This is a genomic window from Streptomyces sp. NPDC005648 (assembly GCF_040605395.1).
Classification (GTDB): Bacteria; Actinomycetota; Actinomycetes; order Streptomycetales; family Streptomycetaceae; genus Streptomyces.
Window position 1 is genome coordinate 13,751 of the sequence record NZ_JBEXCS010000059.1, and the last position, 19,501, is coordinate 33,251.

14 protein-coding genes are annotated in these 19,501 nt (G+C 71.2%); 4 read left to right on the plus strand and 10 right to left on the minus strand.

Annotation, left to right across the window (positions count from 1 at the left end):
• The first annotated feature begins 41 nt into the window (after window positions 1-41).
• A complete protein-coding gene (locus ABZT17_RS29070; RefSeq protein WP_356352989.1) occupies window positions 42-2,399 on the plus strand; it encodes a SpoIIE family protein phosphatase in 2,358 nt (785 codons plus the stop codon).
• Here the strand turns inward: ABZT17_RS29070 and ABZT17_RS29075 are convergent, their stop codons facing one another.
• The gene (locus ABZT17_RS29075) at window positions 2,400-2,834 is read right to left on the minus strand and encodes a cupin domain-containing protein (protein WP_356352925.1); all 435 of its coding nucleotides are present in this window, start codon (window positions 2,832-2,834) and stop codon (window positions 2,400-2,402) included. It abuts the gene before it with no gap.
• 130 nt (window positions 2,835-2,964) lie between these two features.
• Window positions 2,965-3,795 (minus strand): aldo/keto reductase, encoded by an 831-nt coding sequence (locus tag ABZT17_RS29080; RefSeq protein WP_356352927.1) that lies wholly within the window; start codon window positions 3,793-3,795, stop codon window positions 2,965-2,967.
• Window positions 3,796-3,982: 187 nt separating this feature from the next.
• On the opposite strand from ABZT17_RS29080, the gene ABZT17_RS29085 reads away from it, so the two are divergent.
• Window positions 3,983-4,951, plus strand: a complete 969-nt coding sequence (locus tag ABZT17_RS29085; protein WP_356352929.1) for a TauD/TfdA family dioxygenase — start codon at window positions 3,983-3,985, stop codon at window positions 4,949-4,951.
• Window positions 4,952-4,954: 3 nt separating this feature from the next.
• Here the strand turns inward: ABZT17_RS29085 and ABZT17_RS29090 are convergent, their stop codons facing one another.
• Window positions 4,955-5,986 (minus strand): LLM class flavin-dependent oxidoreductase, encoded by a 1,032-nt coding sequence (locus ABZT17_RS29090; protein WP_356352931.1) that lies wholly within the window; start codon window positions 5,984-5,986, stop codon window positions 4,955-4,957.
• A gap of 99 nt (window positions 5,987-6,085) precedes the next feature.
• A complete protein-coding gene (locus tag ABZT17_RS29095) occupies window positions 6,086-7,591 on the minus strand; it encodes a metallophosphoesterase (RefSeq protein WP_356352933.1) in 1,506 nt (501 codons plus the stop codon).
• Between the two features lie 115 nt (window positions 7,592-7,706).
• Between ABZT17_RS29095 and ABZT17_RS29100 the strand changes: the two genes are divergently transcribed.
• On the plus strand, window positions 7,707-9,983 hold the full coding sequence (locus ABZT17_RS29100; RefSeq protein ID WP_356352934.1) for a zinc-dependent metalloprotease: 2,277 nt from the start codon (window positions 7,707-7,709) through the stop codon (window positions 9,981-9,983).
• A 69-nt stretch (window positions 9,984-10,052) separates the two neighbouring features.
• Here ABZT17_RS29100 and ABZT17_RS29105 read toward each other — a convergent pair whose 3' ends face one another.
• Window positions 10,053-10,991 (minus strand): MHYT domain-containing protein, encoded by a 939-nt coding sequence (locus ABZT17_RS29105; protein ID WP_356352936.1) that lies wholly within the window; start codon window positions 10,989-10,991, stop codon window positions 10,053-10,055.
• Between the two features lie 170 nt (window positions 10,992-11,161).
• Complete coding sequence (locus tag ABZT17_RS29110; RefSeq protein WP_356352938.1) at window positions 11,162-12,022, minus strand: SDR family oxidoreductase; 861 nt, start codon at window positions 12,020-12,022, stop codon at window positions 11,162-11,164.
• Window positions 12,023-12,151: 129 nt separating this feature from the next.
• Between ABZT17_RS29110 and ABZT17_RS29115 the strand changes: the two genes are divergently transcribed.
• Window positions 12,152-13,009 (plus strand): helix-turn-helix transcriptional regulator, encoded by an 858-nt coding sequence (locus ABZT17_RS29115; RefSeq protein WP_356352940.1) that lies wholly within the window; start codon window positions 12,152-12,154, stop codon window positions 13,007-13,009.
• A 19-nt stretch (window positions 13,010-13,028) separates the two neighbouring features.
• Here the strand turns inward: ABZT17_RS29115 and ABZT17_RS29120 are convergent, their stop codons facing one another.
• The 4 genes from ABZT17_RS29120 to ABZT17_RS29135 all read right to left on the minus strand — a co-directional run bounded on the left by ABZT17_RS29120 (window position 13,029) and on the right by ABZT17_RS29135 (window position 19,352).
• Entirely contained in the window at window positions 13,029-16,115 is a 3,087-nt protein-coding gene (locus tag ABZT17_RS29120) for a glycoside hydrolase family 38 C-terminal domain-containing protein (protein WP_356352942.1), read from the minus strand.
• Window positions 16,116-16,153: 38 nt separating this feature from the next.
• Window positions 16,154-17,053 carry a carbohydrate ABC transporter permease gene (locus tag ABZT17_RS29125; protein ID WP_356352943.1) on the minus strand — a complete coding sequence of 300 codons (900 nt, stop codon included), beginning with the start codon at window positions 17,051-17,053 and terminating at the stop codon, window positions 16,154-16,156.
• Window positions 17,053-17,901, minus strand: a complete 849-nt coding sequence (locus tag ABZT17_RS29130; protein ID WP_356352991.1) for a sugar ABC transporter permease — start codon at window positions 17,899-17,901, stop codon at window positions 17,053-17,055. Before ABZT17_RS29130 ends, ABZT17_RS29125 begins: the two co-directional genes overlap by 1 nt.
• 74 nt (window positions 17,902-17,975) lie before the next feature.
• Window positions 17,976-19,352, minus strand: a complete 1,377-nt coding sequence (locus ABZT17_RS29135) for an extracellular solute-binding protein (RefSeq protein ID WP_356352945.1) — start codon at window positions 19,350-19,352, stop codon at window positions 17,976-17,978.
• Window positions 19,353-19,501: the final 149 nt, after the last annotated feature.

Genomic DNA, 19,501 nt, shown 5'->3' on the forward strand with positions numbered 1-19,501 from the left:
CCGGTCCTCCGTTTCGGTTGAACCAGTACGACAAAAGCACCATCCTGTGGAATATGGAGCAGGCCTCCGCTGCGGCGATCGTGGACACCCGGGGCATCGTGACGGGCTGGAGCGAGGGTGCCCGGCAACTGACCGGCCACTCGGCCGAGGATGTGGTGGGGCGGCCGGCGCGGGAGCTGCTGGCCGAGGACCCGCCGCCGGAGGCCGTGACGGCGCTGCACGGCACCGTCGCGCTGCGTCATCGTGACGGTTCGACCGTCTCGCTGCGGCTGTCGGCATGTGCCATGGCCGGTGCGGACGGCACGCCCGGCGGCTATGTGATCACCGCCGAACCGCCCGGCGATCCCGCGTCGGACCTCGCCGGACGGGCCTTCCAGCAGGCGGCCATGTCCATGTCGGTCTTCGACACCCGTCAGCACTATCTGCGCCTGAACGACATGGCCTGCCGGGTGATGGGAGTGCCGGAGGAGGCCCTCCTCGGGCGCTTCTTCTCGGACACCGTGGAGGACGCCGTCCACAGCCGAGGCTTCCTGGCCCATCTGCGGCAGGTCATCGAAACGGGCCGGCCGACCCGCTACGAGAGCTACACCGGCGCTCCCGCCCTGAACCGCGACCAGGCCTGGACCACCGAGATGTGGCCCCTGCGGGACTCCTCCGGCGAGGTGAACGCGGTCGCCCTGGCCGCGTTCGACAGCACCGAGCAGTACTGGGCCCGAGAACGCCTGGCCCTGCTCAACGAGGCCGCCGCCTCCATCGGCACCACCCTGGACGTGATCCGCACCGCCGAGGAGTTCGTCGAACTCCTGGTGCCCCGCTACGCAGACTTCGCCAGCGTCGACCTCCTCGACTGGGTCCTCGGCGCGGAGGAACAGCCCGGCCTGCCCGAGGAGGACGTCGTCCTGCGCCGCGTCGCCCACGGATCCGTCACCGAGGGCACGCCCGAGGCCGCCGTGCACATCGGCGGGGTGGACATCTATCCGGGGTTCTCCCCACCCGCGAAGGCCCTGCACAGCGGGCGTGCCGTCCTCAGCCAGGCCGGCGAACCGGACTTCATGCGCTGGGTCGCCGAACGCAACGCCCGGGCCCCGGCGGGCCGCCCGCACCGCAGAGGCGTCCACTCGATGCTCGCCGTACCGCTGCGCGCCCGCGGCACCACACTGGGCGTCGTCGTCGGCGTCCGTATCGCCAACCCGGACGACTACGGCGAGGACGACGCCGTCCTCGGAGAGGAACTCGCCAGCCGGGCCGCCGTCTGCATCGACAACGCCCGCCGCTTCGCCCGCGAACGCAGCACCGCCCTGGCGCTCCAGCACAGTCTGCTGCCCAGAGGCCTGCCCGGACAGGCCGCGGTCGAGGTGGCCCACCGCTATCTGCCCTCCGGCTCCCTGGCCGGCATCGGCGGCGACTGGTTCGACGTGATCCCGCTCTCCGGCAGCCGGGTCGCCCTGGTCGTCGGCGACGTCGTCGGCCACGGCATCCCCTCGTCCGCGACCATGGGCCGCCTCTGTACGGCCGTACGGACCCTGGCGGACGTGGACCTGCCCCCGGACGAGCTGCTCACCCACCTGGACGACCTGGTCACCCACCTCGCCTCGGACGACCGCGACGACGAGGTCGCCGAGCTCGGCGCCACCTGCCTCTACGCCGTCTACGACCCCGTCTCCCGCAGGCTCACCCTGGCCGCCGCGGGCCATCCCGCGCCCGCCCTGCTGCTGCCCGACGGCAGCGCGAACCTCGTCCCCATGGCGGCCGGACCCCCGCTCGGCGTCGGCGGCCTGCCCTTCGAGGCGACCGAGCTGGAACTGCCCGAGGGAGCGGTCGTCGCCCTCTACACCGACGGGCTGATCGAGGACCGTGACCGGGACGTCGACCACGCCACCAGCGAGCTGTGCCGCTGTCTGGCCGCCCCCGCGGAGACCCTCGACACCCTCTGCGACGCGGTCCTGAAGGCCGTGCTGCCGGAGGAGCCCAGCGACGACGTGGCCCTGCTGCTGGCCCGTACCCGGGCACTCGGCGCGGACCAGGTCGCCACCTGGGACATCACCCCGGACCCCGAGCGGGTCGCCGCCGCCCGCCAGGCCGCCACCGAACAGCTGACGGCCTGGGGCCTGGACGAGGCGGCGTTCGTCACCGAACTCGTCGTCAGCGAACTGGTCACCAACGCGATCCGCTACGGCGCACCGCCCGTCCAGCTCCGGCTGATCCGCGACCGCACCCTCATCTGCGAGGTCTCCGACGGCAGTTCCACCTCACCGCATCTGCGCCGGGCGCACGCCTTCGACGAGGGCGGTCGCGGACTGCTGCTGGTCGCGCAGCTCACCCAGCGCTGGGGCAGCCGCCAGACGCCGCGTGGCAAGACGATCTGGGCCGAACAGCCGCTGCCCCCGGCGCCGATGTGATCACTGGAAGGAGCAGCCGGGGTTCGGCACGTCCTCCGAGTACGGCTTGCCGTGCGGGAGGACGTAGAGCACGTCGAGGATCAGCGGGGTGTCGCCCTCGTTGCGCCCGAGGTGGACGTCGCCGGGGCCGCCCGGCTCGTGGACCGTGGTGCCCGTCGGGTAGACGCCGTCCTCCTCGCAGTCGGAGTGGTAGTGGCTCAGGGTGCCCTGCTGGACGAAGCCGTAGACCGGGCCGTCGTGGTAGTGCCAGCCGGTGCTCTGGCCCGGCGGCACGGTGATCTGCCGCAGGACGTAGTCGGTGTCCCCGACGGTGGTCGTGCTGATCAGCTTGCCGGTCACCCCCGGCCCCGGCGGCGTGGCACCGGCGGTGCCGCACGTCAGGACGGTGCCGGTGACGATCGCGCCGACGACGGCGGTACGGAGTGTGTGGCGCATGCGTGAGTGGCCTTCCGGGACGACGGACGAAGATCGAGTACCGCCGTGAACATAAGCGCACCGCAGGCTCGTTGGGGCCGGAACACGCCAATCGTCGCCGGACGACGTCGAGTTGGCGTCCTCGGGCCGCTCAGAACTCCTCGTGGGTCTCGGGGTCGCCGCCGAGACGCCGGTGGGCTCGGTCGGAGACGGCGCGCAGCTGCTCGGGGCCCAGCTCGAAGCCGTACACGTCGAGGTTGTGGCGCTGTCGCTCGGGGTCGGACGACTTGGGGACGGGGACCGCGCCGAGCTGGGTGTGCCAGCGCAGGACGACCTGGCCGGGTGTGACGCCGAAGGCCTCGGAGATCTGGACGAGGACCGGGTCGTTGAGCAGGTCCGTGCCGCGGCCGAGCGGGCTCCAGCTCTCGGTGACGATCCCCTTGGCGCTGTGGAAGGCGCGCAGCTCCTCCTGCGGGAACAGCGGGTGCAGCTCGATCTGGTTGACGGAGGGCAGCACACCGGTCTCCTTCTCCAGGCGCTCGATGTGCCCGGGGGTGAAGTTGGAGACGCCGATGGAGCGGACCAGGCCGTCCTCACGGAGCTTGATCATGGCCCGCCAGGAGTCGACGTACTTGTCGACCCGGGGGAGCGGCCAGTGGATGAGGTACAGGTCGACGTAGTCCAGACCGAGCCGCCGCCGGGACTCCTCGAAGGAGGCGAGGGTCTCCTCGTAGCCGTGGTGCCGGCCGGGGAGCTTCGTCGTGACCACGACCTCCTCACGGGGGACTCCGCTGCGCGAGACACCGAGGCCGACGCCGTGCTCGTTGCGGTAGTTGGTGGCCGTGTCGACCAGGCGGTAGCCCTGGCCCAGGGCCTCGGCGACGGCCCGTTCCGCCTCCGCGTCGCTCATCGGCCAGGTGCCCAGACCGATGGCGGGGAGCCGCGTGCCGTCGTTGAGCGTGTGCGTGGGGATGCTGACCACGGTGGGACCTTTCCCTCGGTTGTGCGTCCCCTCCAGCGTCACCGACACAGGCGGACCCGATCAACCGGGCCGGCGGGGACGAGGCCCTGTCGCCACGTCCCGCGAACACTGTCACGATCTGTCTGGAAGCGGCTCCCGACGGCCCATGGGGAGGCCGGAGCCGGTGTGCGCGAGTGACGGAGTGTGTATGACGACGGAGTGGGACACGGCGGCCGACGAGGTCTCGGGCGTCGCGGTGCGGCCGGTCGCCGGGCACATCGGGGCCGAGATCACCGGTGTCGATCTGGCCGGCGACCTCGACGACACCGTGGTCGCCGTGATCCGGGCGGCGCTGCTGCGCTGGAAGGTGGTGTTCTTCCGCGGGCAGCGGCTCGACCACACCGGCCATGTGGCGTTCGCGCGCCGGTTCGGGGAGCCCGTCGTGCCCCGTGGGCGCGGAAGCGCCTCACCGCCGGACTTCCCCGAGGTGGAGACCACCGCGGACCGGCTGGAGCTGGGCGGGAGGTTCGGCATGGAGCACGACGAGTGGCTGCAGCGCCGCCGCCACACCCTGCTGCGCGGCTGGCACTGCGACCACGGCGCCCGCGTCGACCCGCCGGCCGCGACGATCCTGCGCGCCGAGACCGTACCGCCCTACGGCGGCGACACCACCTGGTCCAACCTGGCCGCCGCGTACGCCGGACTCTCCGCCCCGGTGCGGGAGTTCGTCGACGGACTGCGCGCCGAGCACCGGCTCGGCGTGGGCTACCAGCCGAGGCCGGGCGACGACGCGTACCTGCGGCACCTGCTGGACCGCCAGGTCGCCTCCGTGCACCCCCTGGTGCGGGTGCACCCCGAGACGGGGGAGCGGGTGCTGTTCGTCAACGGCTACTACCTGGAGCAGATCGTCGACGTGTCCCGGCCGGAGAGCCGGGCCCTGATCGACATGCTGCTGGAGCAGGCCGTGCGGCCCGAGTACACGGTCCGCTTCCGCTGGGAGCCCGGCAGCGTCGCCTTCTGGGACAACCGGGCCACCATCCATCTCGCCCCCGGCGACAACGCCCACCTGGGCTTCCCCCGGATCATGCACCGGGTCATGCTCGCGGGGGACGTGCCCGTGGGGGTGGACGGCAAGCCGTCGGAGCCGGTCACCGGGACCGGCCCCGGGCGCTGGTGACCCTCAGACGGACGGCTGCCGGCCCAGCGCCGGGCCGAGCTTCGTGGCCATGTCCGTCAGGATCTGCACATAGTCCTCGTGCTCGAAGGTGAACGGCAGCGCGAACGCCACCTCGTCCACCTCACGGAACGCGGCGTGCGCGTGCAGCCGTTCGGCGATCTCGTCCGAGGTGCCCACGATGTCCGGCGCGAACAGCAGCCGCGCCGGGCCCTGGGGAGACGTCGTACGAGGTGTCCGCTTGGCCACGAACGCCTCGTACCGCGCGCGCTGCTCCGGCGAGGCCGAGTCGGTGGGGATGACGACCAGGCCCTGCGAGACCCGGGCCCCCTCGCCGTCGGGGTGCCGCTCGCGGAAGGCGCGGATGTGCGAGAGCTGGATCTGCGCGAAGTCGGACGCCGCCCCGTCCGCGCCCTCCGCCTTGACGACGCTGCTGGTCAGGAAGTTCATCCCGTGCTCGCCCGCCCAGCGGGCCGAGCTCAGGCTCCCGCCGCCGTACCACATACGCCGGCCCAACCCGGGGGAATGCGGCTGCACCCGGTCCGAGAACACCTCGAAACCCTCGACGCCGCTGAAGTCGGTCGCGCTCTTGCCCCGCACGAAGTCCAGCAGCCGCCGCACCCGCTCGTACGAGAAGTCCTCCGCGTCCGCCGTGTCCGGGTACAGCGCCTCCTTGACCTGGTCGAAGTGCATCGGCGGGCCGACACTCACCCCCGGATTGATCCGGCCCCCCGACAGCACGTCGACCGTCGCCAGATCCTCGGCCAGCCGCAGCGGGTTCTCCCAGCCCAGCGGGATGACGGCCGTACCGAGCTCGATACGGCTGGTGCGCTGCGAGGCGGCCGCCATGACCGCCACCGGGGACGAGATGCCGTACTGCAGATGCCGGTGGCGCAGCCATGCGCTGTCGAAGCCGAGCCGCTCACCCAGTTCGATGATCTCCAGCGTGGACTCGTGGCCGCGCCGCGGGTCCGACTCGTCGAACAGGCCGATAGTCAGGAAGCCGAGCTTGCGCAGGGGGCGTGAGGTGGGCGGCACGGGCTCCTCCGTGGTTGTTTGACGTATCAAGTAGTACGGCAGTGCCAACCCGGCCGCCAGGGGAACTGTTCCCCTCGCGCAGGTCAAGATCGGGTCATCTCAGACCAGCGGAATCGTCACCTCGTCCTCGACCGGCGGCTCGATCTCCTGGGCCCGGTTGCCGGTGGCCGCGAAACAGCGCAGCCTGACCGCCTCCGGGGTGACGTCCAGACGCAGGAACTGCTTGAAGAACGGCGGACTGTAGGTGGCCGAGCCCGGCGAGAACAGCTGCGTGTAGATCTTGCGGACCGGGAGGCGGAAGCGGGAGGTGCGGTCGGGGCGCCCACCGGCGCCGAGCAGACTGGCGACCAGCCGGACCCGGCGGCTCACACGGACCGGACCGCCGGGGGTGCGGGTCGGCGGGATGCCCAGGCGTTCGGCGACGACCGCCGTGGCCTCGGTCTCGGTCAGGGTGAAGAAGCGGGGCAGGTGCAGCCTGCGGCCGTAGAGGCGGCTGTAGAAGGCGAGGGAGTCACCGCGCAGCGGATAGCAGCGGAAGTCCTTCTCGGTGACGTTCGCGATGCCGACGCGCGGGATGGTGTGCGTGGCGTGCATGAACGCCCCGCCGCCGCCCGAGACGACGTACTGGATCGTACGGCCGTCCACCTGGACCGGATACCGCTGGTAGTTGTGGATGTCGCCGCCTATCGACGCGACGTAGTGGTGCTCGGGGTCGCGGACTATCTCGTCGACGGTGCCGCCGTCCCCTTCGATGGTGCAGGGGTGGTGTTCGCCGTCCACGTACAGGGGCGAGCCGGTGAGCAGGATCTTCGGGCGGGGCCCCTTGGACACCTCGCGCAGCCAGGCGCCCTGCCGCGCGTCGATGGTGCCGAGGAGGCCGGTGTCGATGCCGATGAGACGCAGCGGTCCCGCGTCGATCGCCCAGTACGGCCCCGGCTGGACGGCCTGTTGACCCGGTGCCGACCTCAACTCGCGTACCTCGTCCAGGTGCTGACCATCCGTCGGGCGAGGCCGGTGCCACAGGAGCGACCTCCACCAGGCCCGGGTGAACGGACGCGGCCTCGGCTCGGGCGGCAGCGGCGGGGCGTCCCCGCAGAAGACGCGCATGAACGCGCCGAGGTCCTCGTACCAGTCGTGGTTGCCCGGTATCGCGTAGATCGGCGCCGGGTAGTCCTGGTAGGGCCGGAAGAACTTCGTGCCGTAGTCGTCAGCGCTGCCCACCGGATAGATGACGTCACTGGTCACGACGGCGAAGTCGGTTCCCTGACCCACCTTCAGAAAGCCTGGTACGACGGCGTACTGGGAGTCGTCGCCCTCGCCCGTGTCGCCGATCACCATGAAGGAGAAGCTGTCCGGATCGTCACGCCGGATCACTTTGTCGGCCGGAGCTCCGAGCGCCTCCCGCTGGGCCACCCAACGGCCGCGGGTCAGGCCGGTCGGGTCCCCGAACCAGGAGGAGAGCACGCCGTTGCGGGCCGCCCACAGGGTCTTCGGATTCAGCCAGGAGAGCTTCTCGACCTTGGCGGGCATCAGCCGCCCGTACTCGCCGGGTTCCGCGGAGCCCCAGCCGGCGCCTTGGGCGGTATCGCGTGAGGAGTCAGACACCGGTGCACCGTAACAACGATCAAGCGGGGCCCGGGAAGGGGGTGCGTCCGGCGTGGTGGCCGTACCGCGCCCACGAGAGGATCATGACCGAGCACGCTCTCCCGAAAGGTCCTGTATGCCCGCCGACTTCATCGACCTCGTCAGCGACCCGGAACTCCCCGGCGACCGGCTTCTGTTGGGGATCCGGTCCTTCGACGAGCCCTTCCTGCTGACCGTCTCCCTCTCCCAGGGCCTGGGTTCCAGCGAGCTGTGGCTGGACCGGGGCAGGGCGGGCAAGGCGCGGCTCGCGGAGTTCCGGCGGGTCGGCGACCGGGTCCTGTTCGTCGTACGGAACAAGCACTTCCGCAGCACCGGCGAGCCGGCCGCCGTACGCGCGGGTGCGGAGTCCTTCCCGCTCTCCGTGGTGTGGAGCGGGCCGGTGCTGCGCGAGGAGAACGGCGCCGTGGTCGTGGACGCCACCGGGCTCGTGCTGGCCGACCACGACCGGGTAGCCGAGCATCTGCACGAGAAGGGGCAGGGGGAGTACGCGGTCGACGCCTCCCGCAGTCTGCCGCTGGTCGCCGACAGCCGCACCGGCCCCGCCGCCACCCGGCTGCCCGCGCTGCTCACCTTCGGCGGACCCGGCCGGGGCGCGGCGGTTCGCGCGGTCGCCGCGGACCCGCGCGCCCTCACCCTCGTCCAGCAGCTCAACCTGGTCCGGCTGCCCGCCGACCCGATGCCCGCGCGCCGTTTCCACCCCAACTCCGGTGGATACGGCGTCGGTTACGCCGACCACGGCCAGGTCGGCGTGCGTGACACGCAGGTGAAGGTGCAGCCCCGCTTCCGCGTCGGCCCGGACGGCACGCCGATCGTGTTCCAGGTCGACCCGGCGATCCCGGAACCCTTCCGCTCTGCGGTGATCGAGGGCGGCAACTGGTGGCAGGAGGCCTTCGCGCTGATCGGGTTGCCGGACGCCTACCGGGTCGAGGCCGGGGGCGACGCCTTCGACCCGTACGAGGTGGGTGTCAACGGGGTGGTGTGGGTGCATCGCGCGGGCCGCGGCTGGTCGCTCGGGCAGGGACTGAGCGACCCGCGCACCGGCGAGATCCTGCACGCCCGGGTCCGCCTGGGCTCCCAGCGCGTCGAGCAGGTCCGCGCCCTCGGCGAGGCCCTGCTCGCCCCCTACGGCCGTCCCGACGAGGCCGAACGGCTCGCCGCCGTCGAGGAGCTGGTCCTCGCCCGGCTGCGCCACCTGGCCGCCCACGAGATCGGCCACGCGCTCGGCTTCATGCACAACTTCGCCAGTACGACCCACGCCAAGCCGTCCGTCATGGACTACCCGCACGCCCGCGTCCGGATCACCGACGAGGGCGCCATCGACCTCTCCGCCGCGTACAGCACGGGCCTCGGCCCCTGGGACCACTTCCTCGTCGCCCACGCGTACGGGCGGTTCGCCGACGAGGACGCCGCACTCGCCCAGCTGCGGGCCGAGGCGGCCGGGGCGGGCCTGCACTTCGTCTCCGACGAGGACGCCCAGGGTTCGCACGCGGCCCACGCGGACGCCGTGACCTGGGTGACGGGCGGGGACGCGCGGCAGGCGCTGGAGACGATGCTGGAAGCCCGGCGCATCGCTCTTGCCGGGTTCTCGCGCGCCGTCCTCGCGCCCGAGCGGCAGACCGGGGAACTGGAGGAGCGGCTCGCGCTGCTGCACCTCCTGCACCGCCACGAGGTGACCGCCGTGGCCCGGCTGGTCGGCGGGGTCCGCTACGCCTACGGACTCGCGGGCGACGAGGGCCGAGGCGCCCAGCCCGTCGACCCGGTCGCGCAGCGCGACGCCCTGAGCCGACTGGCCCAGCTCCTGCGCGCCGAGCACCTCGCCCTTCCGGAAGCCGTGCTGGGCGCGCTCACCCCGCCCGCGATCCGGTACACCCGCACCGACCAGTACCTCGACACGGGCGCCGGGCGGCTCTTCGACCCCTTCGACGCGGTCCGGGTCGCCGTCACGCTGGTGACCGAACAGCTCCTGGAGCCGGCCCGTCTCAACCGCATGGCCTGGCAGCACGCCGTCGACCCCGGCGCGCCCGGCGTCACCGAGCTCGTCGACACCCTGCTGACCACGACCTGGCGGCGCACCGACCCCGTTCCGGCCGGTCTGCCGGGCGGTGTGGCGGTTCAGTACACGGCCGCCTGGACGCTGCTGAACCATCTGCTGACCGTCTTGACGGACGACACCCTGCACGCCGCCGTCCGTACGGCCCTGCGCAGCGCCCTGCGCCGGTTCGCCGGCGAACTGAGGCAGGGCGACCACGACGGACAGCGGGAGGCGGCGGACCTGATCAGCGGCTTCCTTGCCGACCCCGGATCGGTCCGGCTCGACCCGCTGCCGAGGGTGCCGCCGGGGGCGCCGAACTGAGTCCGGCGCCTGCCCGGCCGACGCGGGCCCGCCCCGAGCGCTCCGGGCAACGGGGCCCCAGGTGCCGCTTCACCACTCCCGGGCGCCGGGCGGCGGCGACCACTGCGGGGTGGGCTGGGCGGTGCCGTACACGTCCTGCTGGTGGGGGTTCTGCCGTGAGCGGGCGTTGCGGACCGGGCCGCTGAAGATGTTGCCGGAGGACTGTGGCGCCGGTTCCTCGGTCTCCTGGGCCGGGCGCGCCCGCCGCTTCGCCGCCGCCTGGTTCCAATCGCCGTCGCCGAGCACCAGCAGCGGGTCGAACATGACCACGACGCCGGCCAGCAGCAGGAAGACGGCGGGTCCCAGGAGCATCGGCAGCAGCAGGGAGGTGGGCGAGTCGCCCGCCCAGGCCGCGTCGCCCGAGCCGTGCACATGGACGCTGACCGCGGCCATCGCCGTGTAATGCATGCCGGACACCGCCACGCCCATGACCAGGCTGGCCCCGAGACTCGTCAGAAAGCCCCGGACGGTGACCGCCGCCCACAGGGCCGCCGTGGCCGCGACGATGGCGATCACCACCGACAGCAGGACGGTGACGGTGTCGTACCGGATGTCCCCGTTCACCTTCATGGCCGCCATGCCCAGGTAGTGCATCGCGGCGACCCCGAGACCGGTGATCACGCCCGCGGTGCCGAGCGTAAACGTTCCGGCACCTCGGTAGCCGACGATGAACACGCCGATGCCGACGACCACGATCGCCACGGCGAGACTGAGCAGGGTGAGAGGGGTGTTGTAGCGGATCCCGCTCTGTTTCACCTGGAAGCCGAGCATGGCGACGAAGTGCATCGTCCAGATGCCGCAGCCGATCGACGCGGCGCCGAGCGCCAGCCAACCGGGTTTCCAGGAGTCCTTGTTGATCAGGGACCGGACGATGCAGCGCAGCCCCAGAGCCCCACCCAGACAGGCCATCAGATAGGCCACCACCGGGGTCACCGCGCCGTAGCGGAACCCGTCAACCGTGCCTTGCATGTGCCAACTCCCCCCAGAGCCCTGGCATTTGATGAGGCAAGGTCTAAGGGGTGAAGACCACACAAGGCAAGGTATTACCGCCGGTACGTATTGAACTCCAGGTCAACAACGATTGACTCCGGTCACATAGAGGCGAATTCCGGCCATGATCCGCCGGTCAGGGGGAGTCGTCAGCCCTGCTGGACCGGGACGACCACCAGTTCGGCGATGTTCACATGGGGCGGCGCGGAGACGGAGAAGGCGATCGCTTCCGCGATGTCCTCGGCGGCCAGCGGACGCAGACCGGCACGCATCCCGTCCAGGGCCGTCCGCATGTCGTCGTCCCGCATGTCCGCGCCCAGCTCCGTGACCGTGACGCCCGGTTCGACGTTCCTCACCCGGACGCCACGCGGCCCGAGCTCGGCGCGCAGGTTGCGGGTCAGATGGGCGACCGCGGCCTTGGTGGCGCAGTACACCGACCAGTTGGGGTACAGGGCGTGGCCGGCCACGGAGCCGACATGGACCAGGTCGGCGGGACGGCCCCGGTCCGCGGCGGCGAGCAGGTCGCCGGTGAAGGCGCGGGCGGTGTGCAGCAGCCCGCGCAGATTGACGTCGATCATGCGGTCCCACTCGTCGGCCCGGGCGGCCTCGAAGGGGGCGCCGAGCATGGCGCCGGCATTGGCGACGACCAGGTCGACGGGACCGAGAGCGGAGGTGACGGCCCGGGCCGCGGCTTCGAGGGCGGCGGGGTCGGTCAGGTCGACGGCGAGAGGCAGCACGCCCCCGCCGGTCCGCGGACGCAGCCGCTCGGCCAGTTCCGTCAGACGGTCCTCCCGGCGGCCGAGCAGCGCAACGGCCGCCCCCTCCGCGGCGAGCCGGCGGGCGGTGGCCGCGCCGATGCCGCTGGAGGCCCCGGTGACGACGGCCACCCGGCCGGTCAGGGGCCGGGAGGAGCGCCCGGTTTCGGGGGCGGGCAGTGCGGTGCCGTCGGTGCCGGTGCCGGTGCCGGTGGTGGGCAGTGCGGTGCTGGGGGTGACGAGTTCGGAAGTCATGGCTTCGAGCCTGCGGTGATCACACCGTGGGGACCAGGCCGCCGCTCTCCGAGGAGAGCGGATCGTAGGAGTTCCACGGCCACCTTCCGCACTCCCGTCCGCGGCTCACCCCTGCCTAGGGTGGAGCCCATGGACAGCACGAACCCGCTCGGCGACTATCTGCGCGCGCGTCGCTCCCTGGTGAGCCCCGAGGACTCGGGACTGCCTTCGACCGGCCGCCGCCGGGTGGCGGGCCTGCGCCGGGAAGAGGTCGCGATGCTGGCCGGGGTCAGCGCCGACTACTACGTCAGGCTGGAGCAGGGCCGTGAGCGGCACCCCTCCGCCCAGGTGGTCGACGCGCTCGCCCGTGCGCTGCGCCTGGACCCGGAAGGGGCGGGCCATCTGCACCTGCTGGCCCGCCCGGTCCCGGAACGCGAGGCCGCGCCCGGGCGCACCGAACGGGTCGGCCCGGTCCTGCTGCGGATGATGGCGGACTGGCACCGCACTCCGGCCGTGGTCCTGGGGCGCCGTATGACCGTACTGGCCCACAACGCCCTGGGGCGTGCCCTGTTCGCCGGTCACACCTACAGCGACGATCTGATGCGGCTGGTGTTCCTGGACCCGGACGCCCGCGACTTCTACCCGGACTGGGAACAGGCGGCGGTCAACACCGTGGGCGGCCTGCGCTCGGCGGCGGGCACCGGCCACGACGATCCCGAGCTGATCCGCACCGTGGGTGAACTGTCCCTGAAAAGCCCCGAGTTCCGCCGCCTGTGGGCCCGCCACGACATCCGTCAAAAGACCCACGAGACCAAACGCTTCCGGCACCCCCACGTCGGCGAACTGACCCTGGACTACGAGTCGTTGACCGTCAACAGCGCCCCTGGCCAGCAACTGGTCGTCTACCAGGCACCCCCCGGCAGCACCTCGGAACAGGCCCTCGCCCTGCTCGGCAGCCTGACCGCCGACACCGTCGACCCGCGGCACGCGCCGGACCGCAGCCTCTGACGCCTGCCCGGCCGGCGGGTCACGCGCCCTCCCGTGTTCCGGAAGCCGCAGGTCGCGGGCGCAGGCGCAGGGTGAGGATCTGGAAGGGGCGCAGCGTCAGACGCACGACTCCGCCGACTGTCTCGTGGCTCGTGGGATCGTCCGACGGGCGTTCCAGAAGGTCGGTGACGGTTGCGGTGGCGAGCGGGAAGCCGGGGGTGAGGGTGGCCCGGGCGCGGACGCCGCCCGCCTCGTAGAGGCGTACGACGACGTCCCCGCTGCGGTCGTCGGCGAGTTTCACGGCTTCGATCACCACCCCGTCATGGTCGACCGCCACCAGGGGCTCGGTCGGCCCGCCACCGGTCCGGACGCGCTCGGGCAGGTTGTGGCGGTACCCCTCGCGGACCGCGTCCGCGACGTCGGAGCCGATGAGAAGGGCGTAGCTCAGCCGGTGGGTGCCCTGGTCCTGGTCGGGGTCGGGGAAGCGCGCGGCCCGCAGCAGGGAGAGGCGGACCGTGGTGGTCGTTCCCCCGTCGGGGCGGACGTCCCGGGTGACGTCGTGGCCGTAGGTGGAGTCGTTGACGAGGGCGGCGCCCCAGTCGCGCTCTCCGACGTGCAGGAAGCGGTGGGCGCAGATCTCGAACTTGGCCGCGTCCCAGGAGGTGTTGTGATGGGTGGGGCGCTCCACGTGGCCGAAGGGGATCTCGGCGGTGCTGTGGGCGGCCCGGACGTCGAGGGGGAAGGCCGCCTTGAGGAGCTTCTCCCGCTCGTGCCAGTCGACGACGGTGTCGACGACGAGCCGGCATGAGCCGGCCGGCAGGGTCAGCGTCTGTTCGATCCGGGACGCGCCGAACTCCCGTACGACGTGCACCGCGCCGCCTTCGAGCGCGGTGACCGACGCGGCGGCGGTGAGGTCGCGGACGCTGTTGCGGTAGAAGGCGTCGATGTCCCAGGCGTCCCACTGGTTGGGGAAGTCCTGGTGGAGCTGGAGCAGATTGCCCCGCGCGCCGGGTGCGAGGGCCTCCCGGCCGGCGGTGAGGTCGTAGGCGGAGGCGATCAGCCCGTCGGCGTCGATGACGACCCGGACCAGGCCGTTGTCGAGGACGAAGCCGTCGCCGTGCGGGACCGGGGACACGGGCGCGTCGGGCCGGGTGTCGCGGAGTTCGGCGCCGAAGGCCGGGACCCCGGCTCGGTCGTGCGGGGCGGCGTTGAAGACGACGGTGCCGTCTCCGTCGCCCGCCAGGGCCTGCTGGGCGGTGTCGATCAGGTGCTCGAGCTCCGACGCCACGGCGGCATAGGTCTCCTCCGCCTCGCGGTGCACCCACGCGATGGACGTGCCGGGCAGGATGTCGTGGAACTGGTGCAGCAGTACCGTCTTCCACAGCCGGTCCAGGACGTCGTACGGATACGGCCGCCCCTGCCGTACGGCGGCGGTGGCGGCCCACAACTCGGCCTCGCGCAGGAGGTGTTCGCTGCGGCGGTTGCCCTGCTTGGTGGCGAGCTGGCTGGTGAGGGTGCCGCGGTGGAACTCCAGATAGAGTTCGCCGGACCAGACGGGGGCGCCGCCCGCCGCCTCGTACTCGGCGTGGGCCCGGGTGAAGAAGTCGGCCGGGCCCTCGATGGCGATGCGCGCGGAACCCTCCAGGTCGGCCATGCGGGCGGCCCGGGAGAGCATCTCGCGGGTGGGGCCGCCGCCTCCGTCGCCGTAGCCGAAGGGGATGAGGGAGGTGTTGGTGCCGGCCTTGTCCTGGAAGTTGCGCACGCTGTGGGCCACTTCGGCGCCGGAGAGCTCCCCGTTGTAACTGTCGACGGGCGGGAAGTGGCTGAAGACACGGGTGCCGTCGATGCCCTCCCACCAGAAGGTGTGGTGCGGGAACTTGTTGGTCGTGTTCCAGGAGATCTTCTGGGTCAGGAACCAGCGCACGCCCGCCAGCTTCATCAGCTGCGGCAGGGCGGCGTTGTAGCCGAAGGTGTCCGGCAGCCACATCTCCTCGGTCTCGACCCCGAACTCCTCCAGATAGAACCGCTTTCCATGGACGAACTGGCGGACCAGCGCCTCGCCGCCGCTGATGTTGGTGTCGGGTTCGACCCACAGACTGCCGGTGGGCAGGAACTGCCCGGTCTTCGCCTTCTCCTGGGCGCGGGCGTACACCTCGGGGCGGTGCTCCTTGAGCCAGGCCAGCTGCTGCGCCTGGGACATCACGAACTTGAACTCCGGGTGGTCGTCCATGAGCTGGGTGACGTTGGAGACCGTACGGGCCACCTTGCGGACCGTCTCGCGCAGCGGCCACAGCCACGCCGTGTCGATGTGCGCGTGCCCGACGGCGGAGACGCGGTGCGCGCTGGCGTGTGCCGGGGCGGACAGAGCGGGGGCCAGCTCGGCGCGGGCGGCCGACGCGCTGCCGGCGACATCCTGCAGATCGACCGCGTCCAGGGCTCGTTCGGCCGCGCGCAGCAGCTGCCAGCGGCGCGGTGAGTCGGGGGAGAGCTCGTGCATGAGCTGGTCGAGGACGTCGAGGTCCTGGACGAGTTCGTACACCGGCCGGTCGACCACCGCGAGGTCCAACCGCCTCAGCCGGTAGAGGGGTTCGCCGGGATCGGCGGCCGGATCGCCGAGCCAGGGGGCGCGTCCGCCGACCGAGGTCGGGCCGAAGGTGAGCTCACCCGGCGCGGTGTGCATCACGACCGGGTTGGCCGCGGCCTCGATGTGGACGGTGAACTCCTCGCCGCCCACGGCCGACTCGGTCACCGGCAACCAGGTGTTGCGGGGGTTGAGGGCTTTCACGGCGGTGCCGTCGGCGCGATGGACGAGACCTTCGGCGGAGAAACCCGCCGAGTGGGTGGCGAAGCCGAGGTCGAGGACGGCCTCGACGGGGAGTCCGGCCCACTCGGCGGGGATCGTGCCGCTGACCTTGAACCAGCTCGTGCTCCAGGCCGGCCCCCACCAGTCACCGGTCCGCGCCGGACGGTAGGGGGCCGCGATCCCTTCCCGGACGGGGACGGGCTCACCGGGGACGTCCCAGACCTCGACCCGGAGGGGGACCGCGCGGGCATGGACAGCGGGCCGTATCCGCTCGTCGAGCACCCGGCGCAGTCGCTGCTCGGTCGCTTCACGGTCGTTGTGCATGGATCTCTTCTCCGAGGGGGGTACGGGAACGGGGCCGCTCAGCCCTTGAGCGCGCCGCCGAGGGCGAATCCGCCGCCGAGCTTGCGCGACAGCAGCAGGTAGAGCATCACCACGGGGAGCGAGTAGATGATCGAGAACGCCGACAACTGGCCGTACTGGGTCTGGTCGTGGGCGCTGAGGAAGGTGAACACACTGACGGAGGCGGGGAGTTTCTCCGGCGAGAGCAGCAGGATGAAGGGGACGAAGAAGTTCCCCCACATGCCGATGAAGGTGAAGATGGTGACCACGGTGACACCGGGGCGCATCAACGGCAGGACGACCCGCCACAGCACCTGCATCGCGTTGGCGCCGTCGATCCGGGCGGCCTCCTCCAGGACGATCGGCACTCCGTCCATGAAGCTCTTCATCAGCCAGATCCCGAACGGCAGCGCGGAGGCGGCCAGGAACAGCGTCGTACCGGGCATCGAGTCGATCAGGTTCACCTGCACGAACATGCTGTAGACGGGAATCATCACGGCGGTGATGGGCAGGCCCGTGGAGAACAGGATCGTGTAGAGGAACGGGCGGCGCAGCCGGGAGCGGTAACGGGACAGCGGGTAGGCCGCCAGGATCGACACCACCACCGTGATCAGGGTGGCGAAGCCGCACAGCAGAAGGCTGTTGAGCATCGGCCGGTAGGTGGTGTCGACGTTGAGCACCGCGTCGAAGTTGTCGAGGGTGAGGGCCGACGGCAGCTTCAGCCGGAAGCTGTTGAGGTCGCTGACCGAGGCCAGCAGCATCCACAGCAGCGGCAGGACGTATGTCACCGACACCGCCAGCAGGACGAGGTTGACCGCGAGAGCGCCGAGACGCGAGCGGCGCCGGCGTGGCGGGAGGGCCACTTTGAGGGGGGAGCGGCGGGTGGAACCGGCCCGGGAGTGGGCGGTGGCGACGGCCATCAGTCGTCCTCCAGTCCGAGCAGCCGGATGTACACGGCGGAGAACAGGGCGCCGACCACCAGCAGCACCAGCGCGATCGCGGTGCCGTAGCCGATGAGGCTGTTCTGGAACGCCTGCTGGTACATGAACACGGGCAGGGTCTCGCTCTTGTTGCCGGGACCGCCGCGGGTCATGGTGTAGATCAGGCCGAAGACCGAGAGCGTCTGGAGCGTGATCAGCATCAGGTTGGTCAGGATCGACCGCCGGATGACCGGCAGGGTGACCCGCCAGAGCCGCTGCCAGGGGCCCGCGCCGTCCATCTCGGCGGCCTCCACGAGCTCCTGCGGCACATCGTTGAGGGCGGCGGAGAAGACCATCATCGAGAAGGCGGTGCCGCGCCAGACGTTGGCCAGACAGACCGCCAGGATCGGCAGGGTGTACAGCCAGTTCTGCCGCGGCAGGTGCAGGGCCTGGAGGATGGAGTTGAGCGAGCCCTGGTCGTAGAAGAAGGCGTACATCAGGTAGCCCGCGACCACCTCGGGCAGCACCCAGGCGGCGATGACGACCCCGTTGGTCAGCGACCGGACGGGTTTCGCCGCCTTCTCCATCAGTACGGCGAGGGCGAGCCCCAGGGTGTTCTGACCGACGACCGCGGAGCCGACCACGAAGACGAACGTGAGCCATACGGCGTTGAGGAAGTCCGTGTCGCCGAAGGCCCGGGTGAAGTTGTCGAGGCCGGTGAAGTGGGTGCCGGTCGCTCCGGTGAGCTGCATGTCGGTGAACGCGTAGTAGACGCAGTACGCGATCGGGCCGGCGAGGAAGACGACCAGCAGGACGACCGCCGGCAGGAGGGGGAGGCCGCGGAGCAGGCCGCGTACGGCTGTGGGCTGCCCGCGGAACCGGCGGTGGCCGTCGGTTCCGCGAGGAGCCGGTGCGAGTGCGGTCACGAGGTGCCCTTGACCGTCTTGTCGTCACCGACGGCGGCCGCCACGTCGCTGTCGTAGGTCGCCGCCGCCTTGTCGACCGAGGCCTGACCGGTGGTCACCGACTCCATGGCCTTCTGGATCGCCGTGGAGACCTGGTTGTAGGCGGGCAGGCCCGGCCGGTAGTGGGTGTCGGCCACCAGGCCGGTGAAGAACGCGTTGGTGGGAACGGCCTTCAGATACGTCGGATCGCCGGCGACGTCGGTGCGGGTGGCGATGGTGGCGTTGGTCGCGTTCCACTTGGCCGAATTGGCCTTCGTCTGGACCGACTCCAGGAACTTCCACGCCAGGTCGGGGTTGCCGGCCTTGGCGGGGATCGACCAGGCCCAGCCGCCTGACATCGATGTCTTTCCGGGCGCCTGGCCGTTCTGGGTGGGCATGGCGGCCGTGCCCATCGTGCTCTCCCACGCGCTCCACGGCTTGGCGGAGGACGAGCCCCAGTTGTTGGGCATCCAGGAGCCGTCGATGTCGATGGCGAGCTTGCCCTCGGGGATGAGCTCGGTGCCGACGGTGGTGCCGAAGTTGGCGCCGAGCGCCTGGCTCACGGACGGGCCGAGCTTCTCGCTGAAGACGGTGTGGACGAACGACAGCGAGTCCTTGAAGCCCTGGCTGCCGACGACCCATTTCTTCTGGCCGGCGTCGTAGAGGGACTTGTCACCGGCCGGGGTGCCGTAGAGCAGCATCTCGAAGCCCTGCATGGAGGACGCCTCGCCGCCGGCGGTGCCGGTGTAGATGTTCAGCGGGGTGACACCGGGCAGTTTCGCCTTGACCGTTCTCGCGGCGGCGAGCACATCGGCCCAGGTCTTCGGCTGCCAGGGCACGGAGATTCCGGCCTGGGCGAGGAGCTTCTTGTTGTACCAGATGCCCCGGGTGTCGGTGTTGTCCGGGACGCCGTACACCTTGTTGTCGGAGGCGCCGGTGACCGCGCCCTTGGCGGCCTTCGCGTACTGCGACCAGTCGGCCCAGTTGGCGGTGTAGGTGTCGAGGGGTTTGAGGTAGCCGCCCGCGATGTCGGAGTTGATCAGTGCGGTGTCCTCGTAGACGAGGTCGGGCGCGGTGGAGGGGGACCGCATCATCAGCTGGATCTTGGTGTAGTAGTCGTTCTCCGAGGCGGTGACCGGGACGAGGTTCACCTTGGTGCCCGGGTTGGCCCGGGTGAACTCCTTCACCATCGAGGCCAGGAAGTTCGCCTGGAGCTTGTTGGCGCTGTCGAGGTTCTGCCAGTAGACGACTTTGATCGACTTGCTGGAGCTCCCCGAGGAGCCCGATCCGCAGCCGGTGACGGCCAGGGCGGTGGCGGCGGTGAGGGCCGCGGCGGTGACGATTTTGAGACGCACTGTGGTTCCTCCGGAACGGAAAACCTGAGGGAAGACCGCGCTGGGGGTGCGGTCCGCGACCGCTCGGAAGGGCGGCGACCCCCTGGCGCCGCCCCGCGCGACCGGCCCGGTTGACCCGGTTTGGTGGGCGATAGCTAAATCCAATGGAT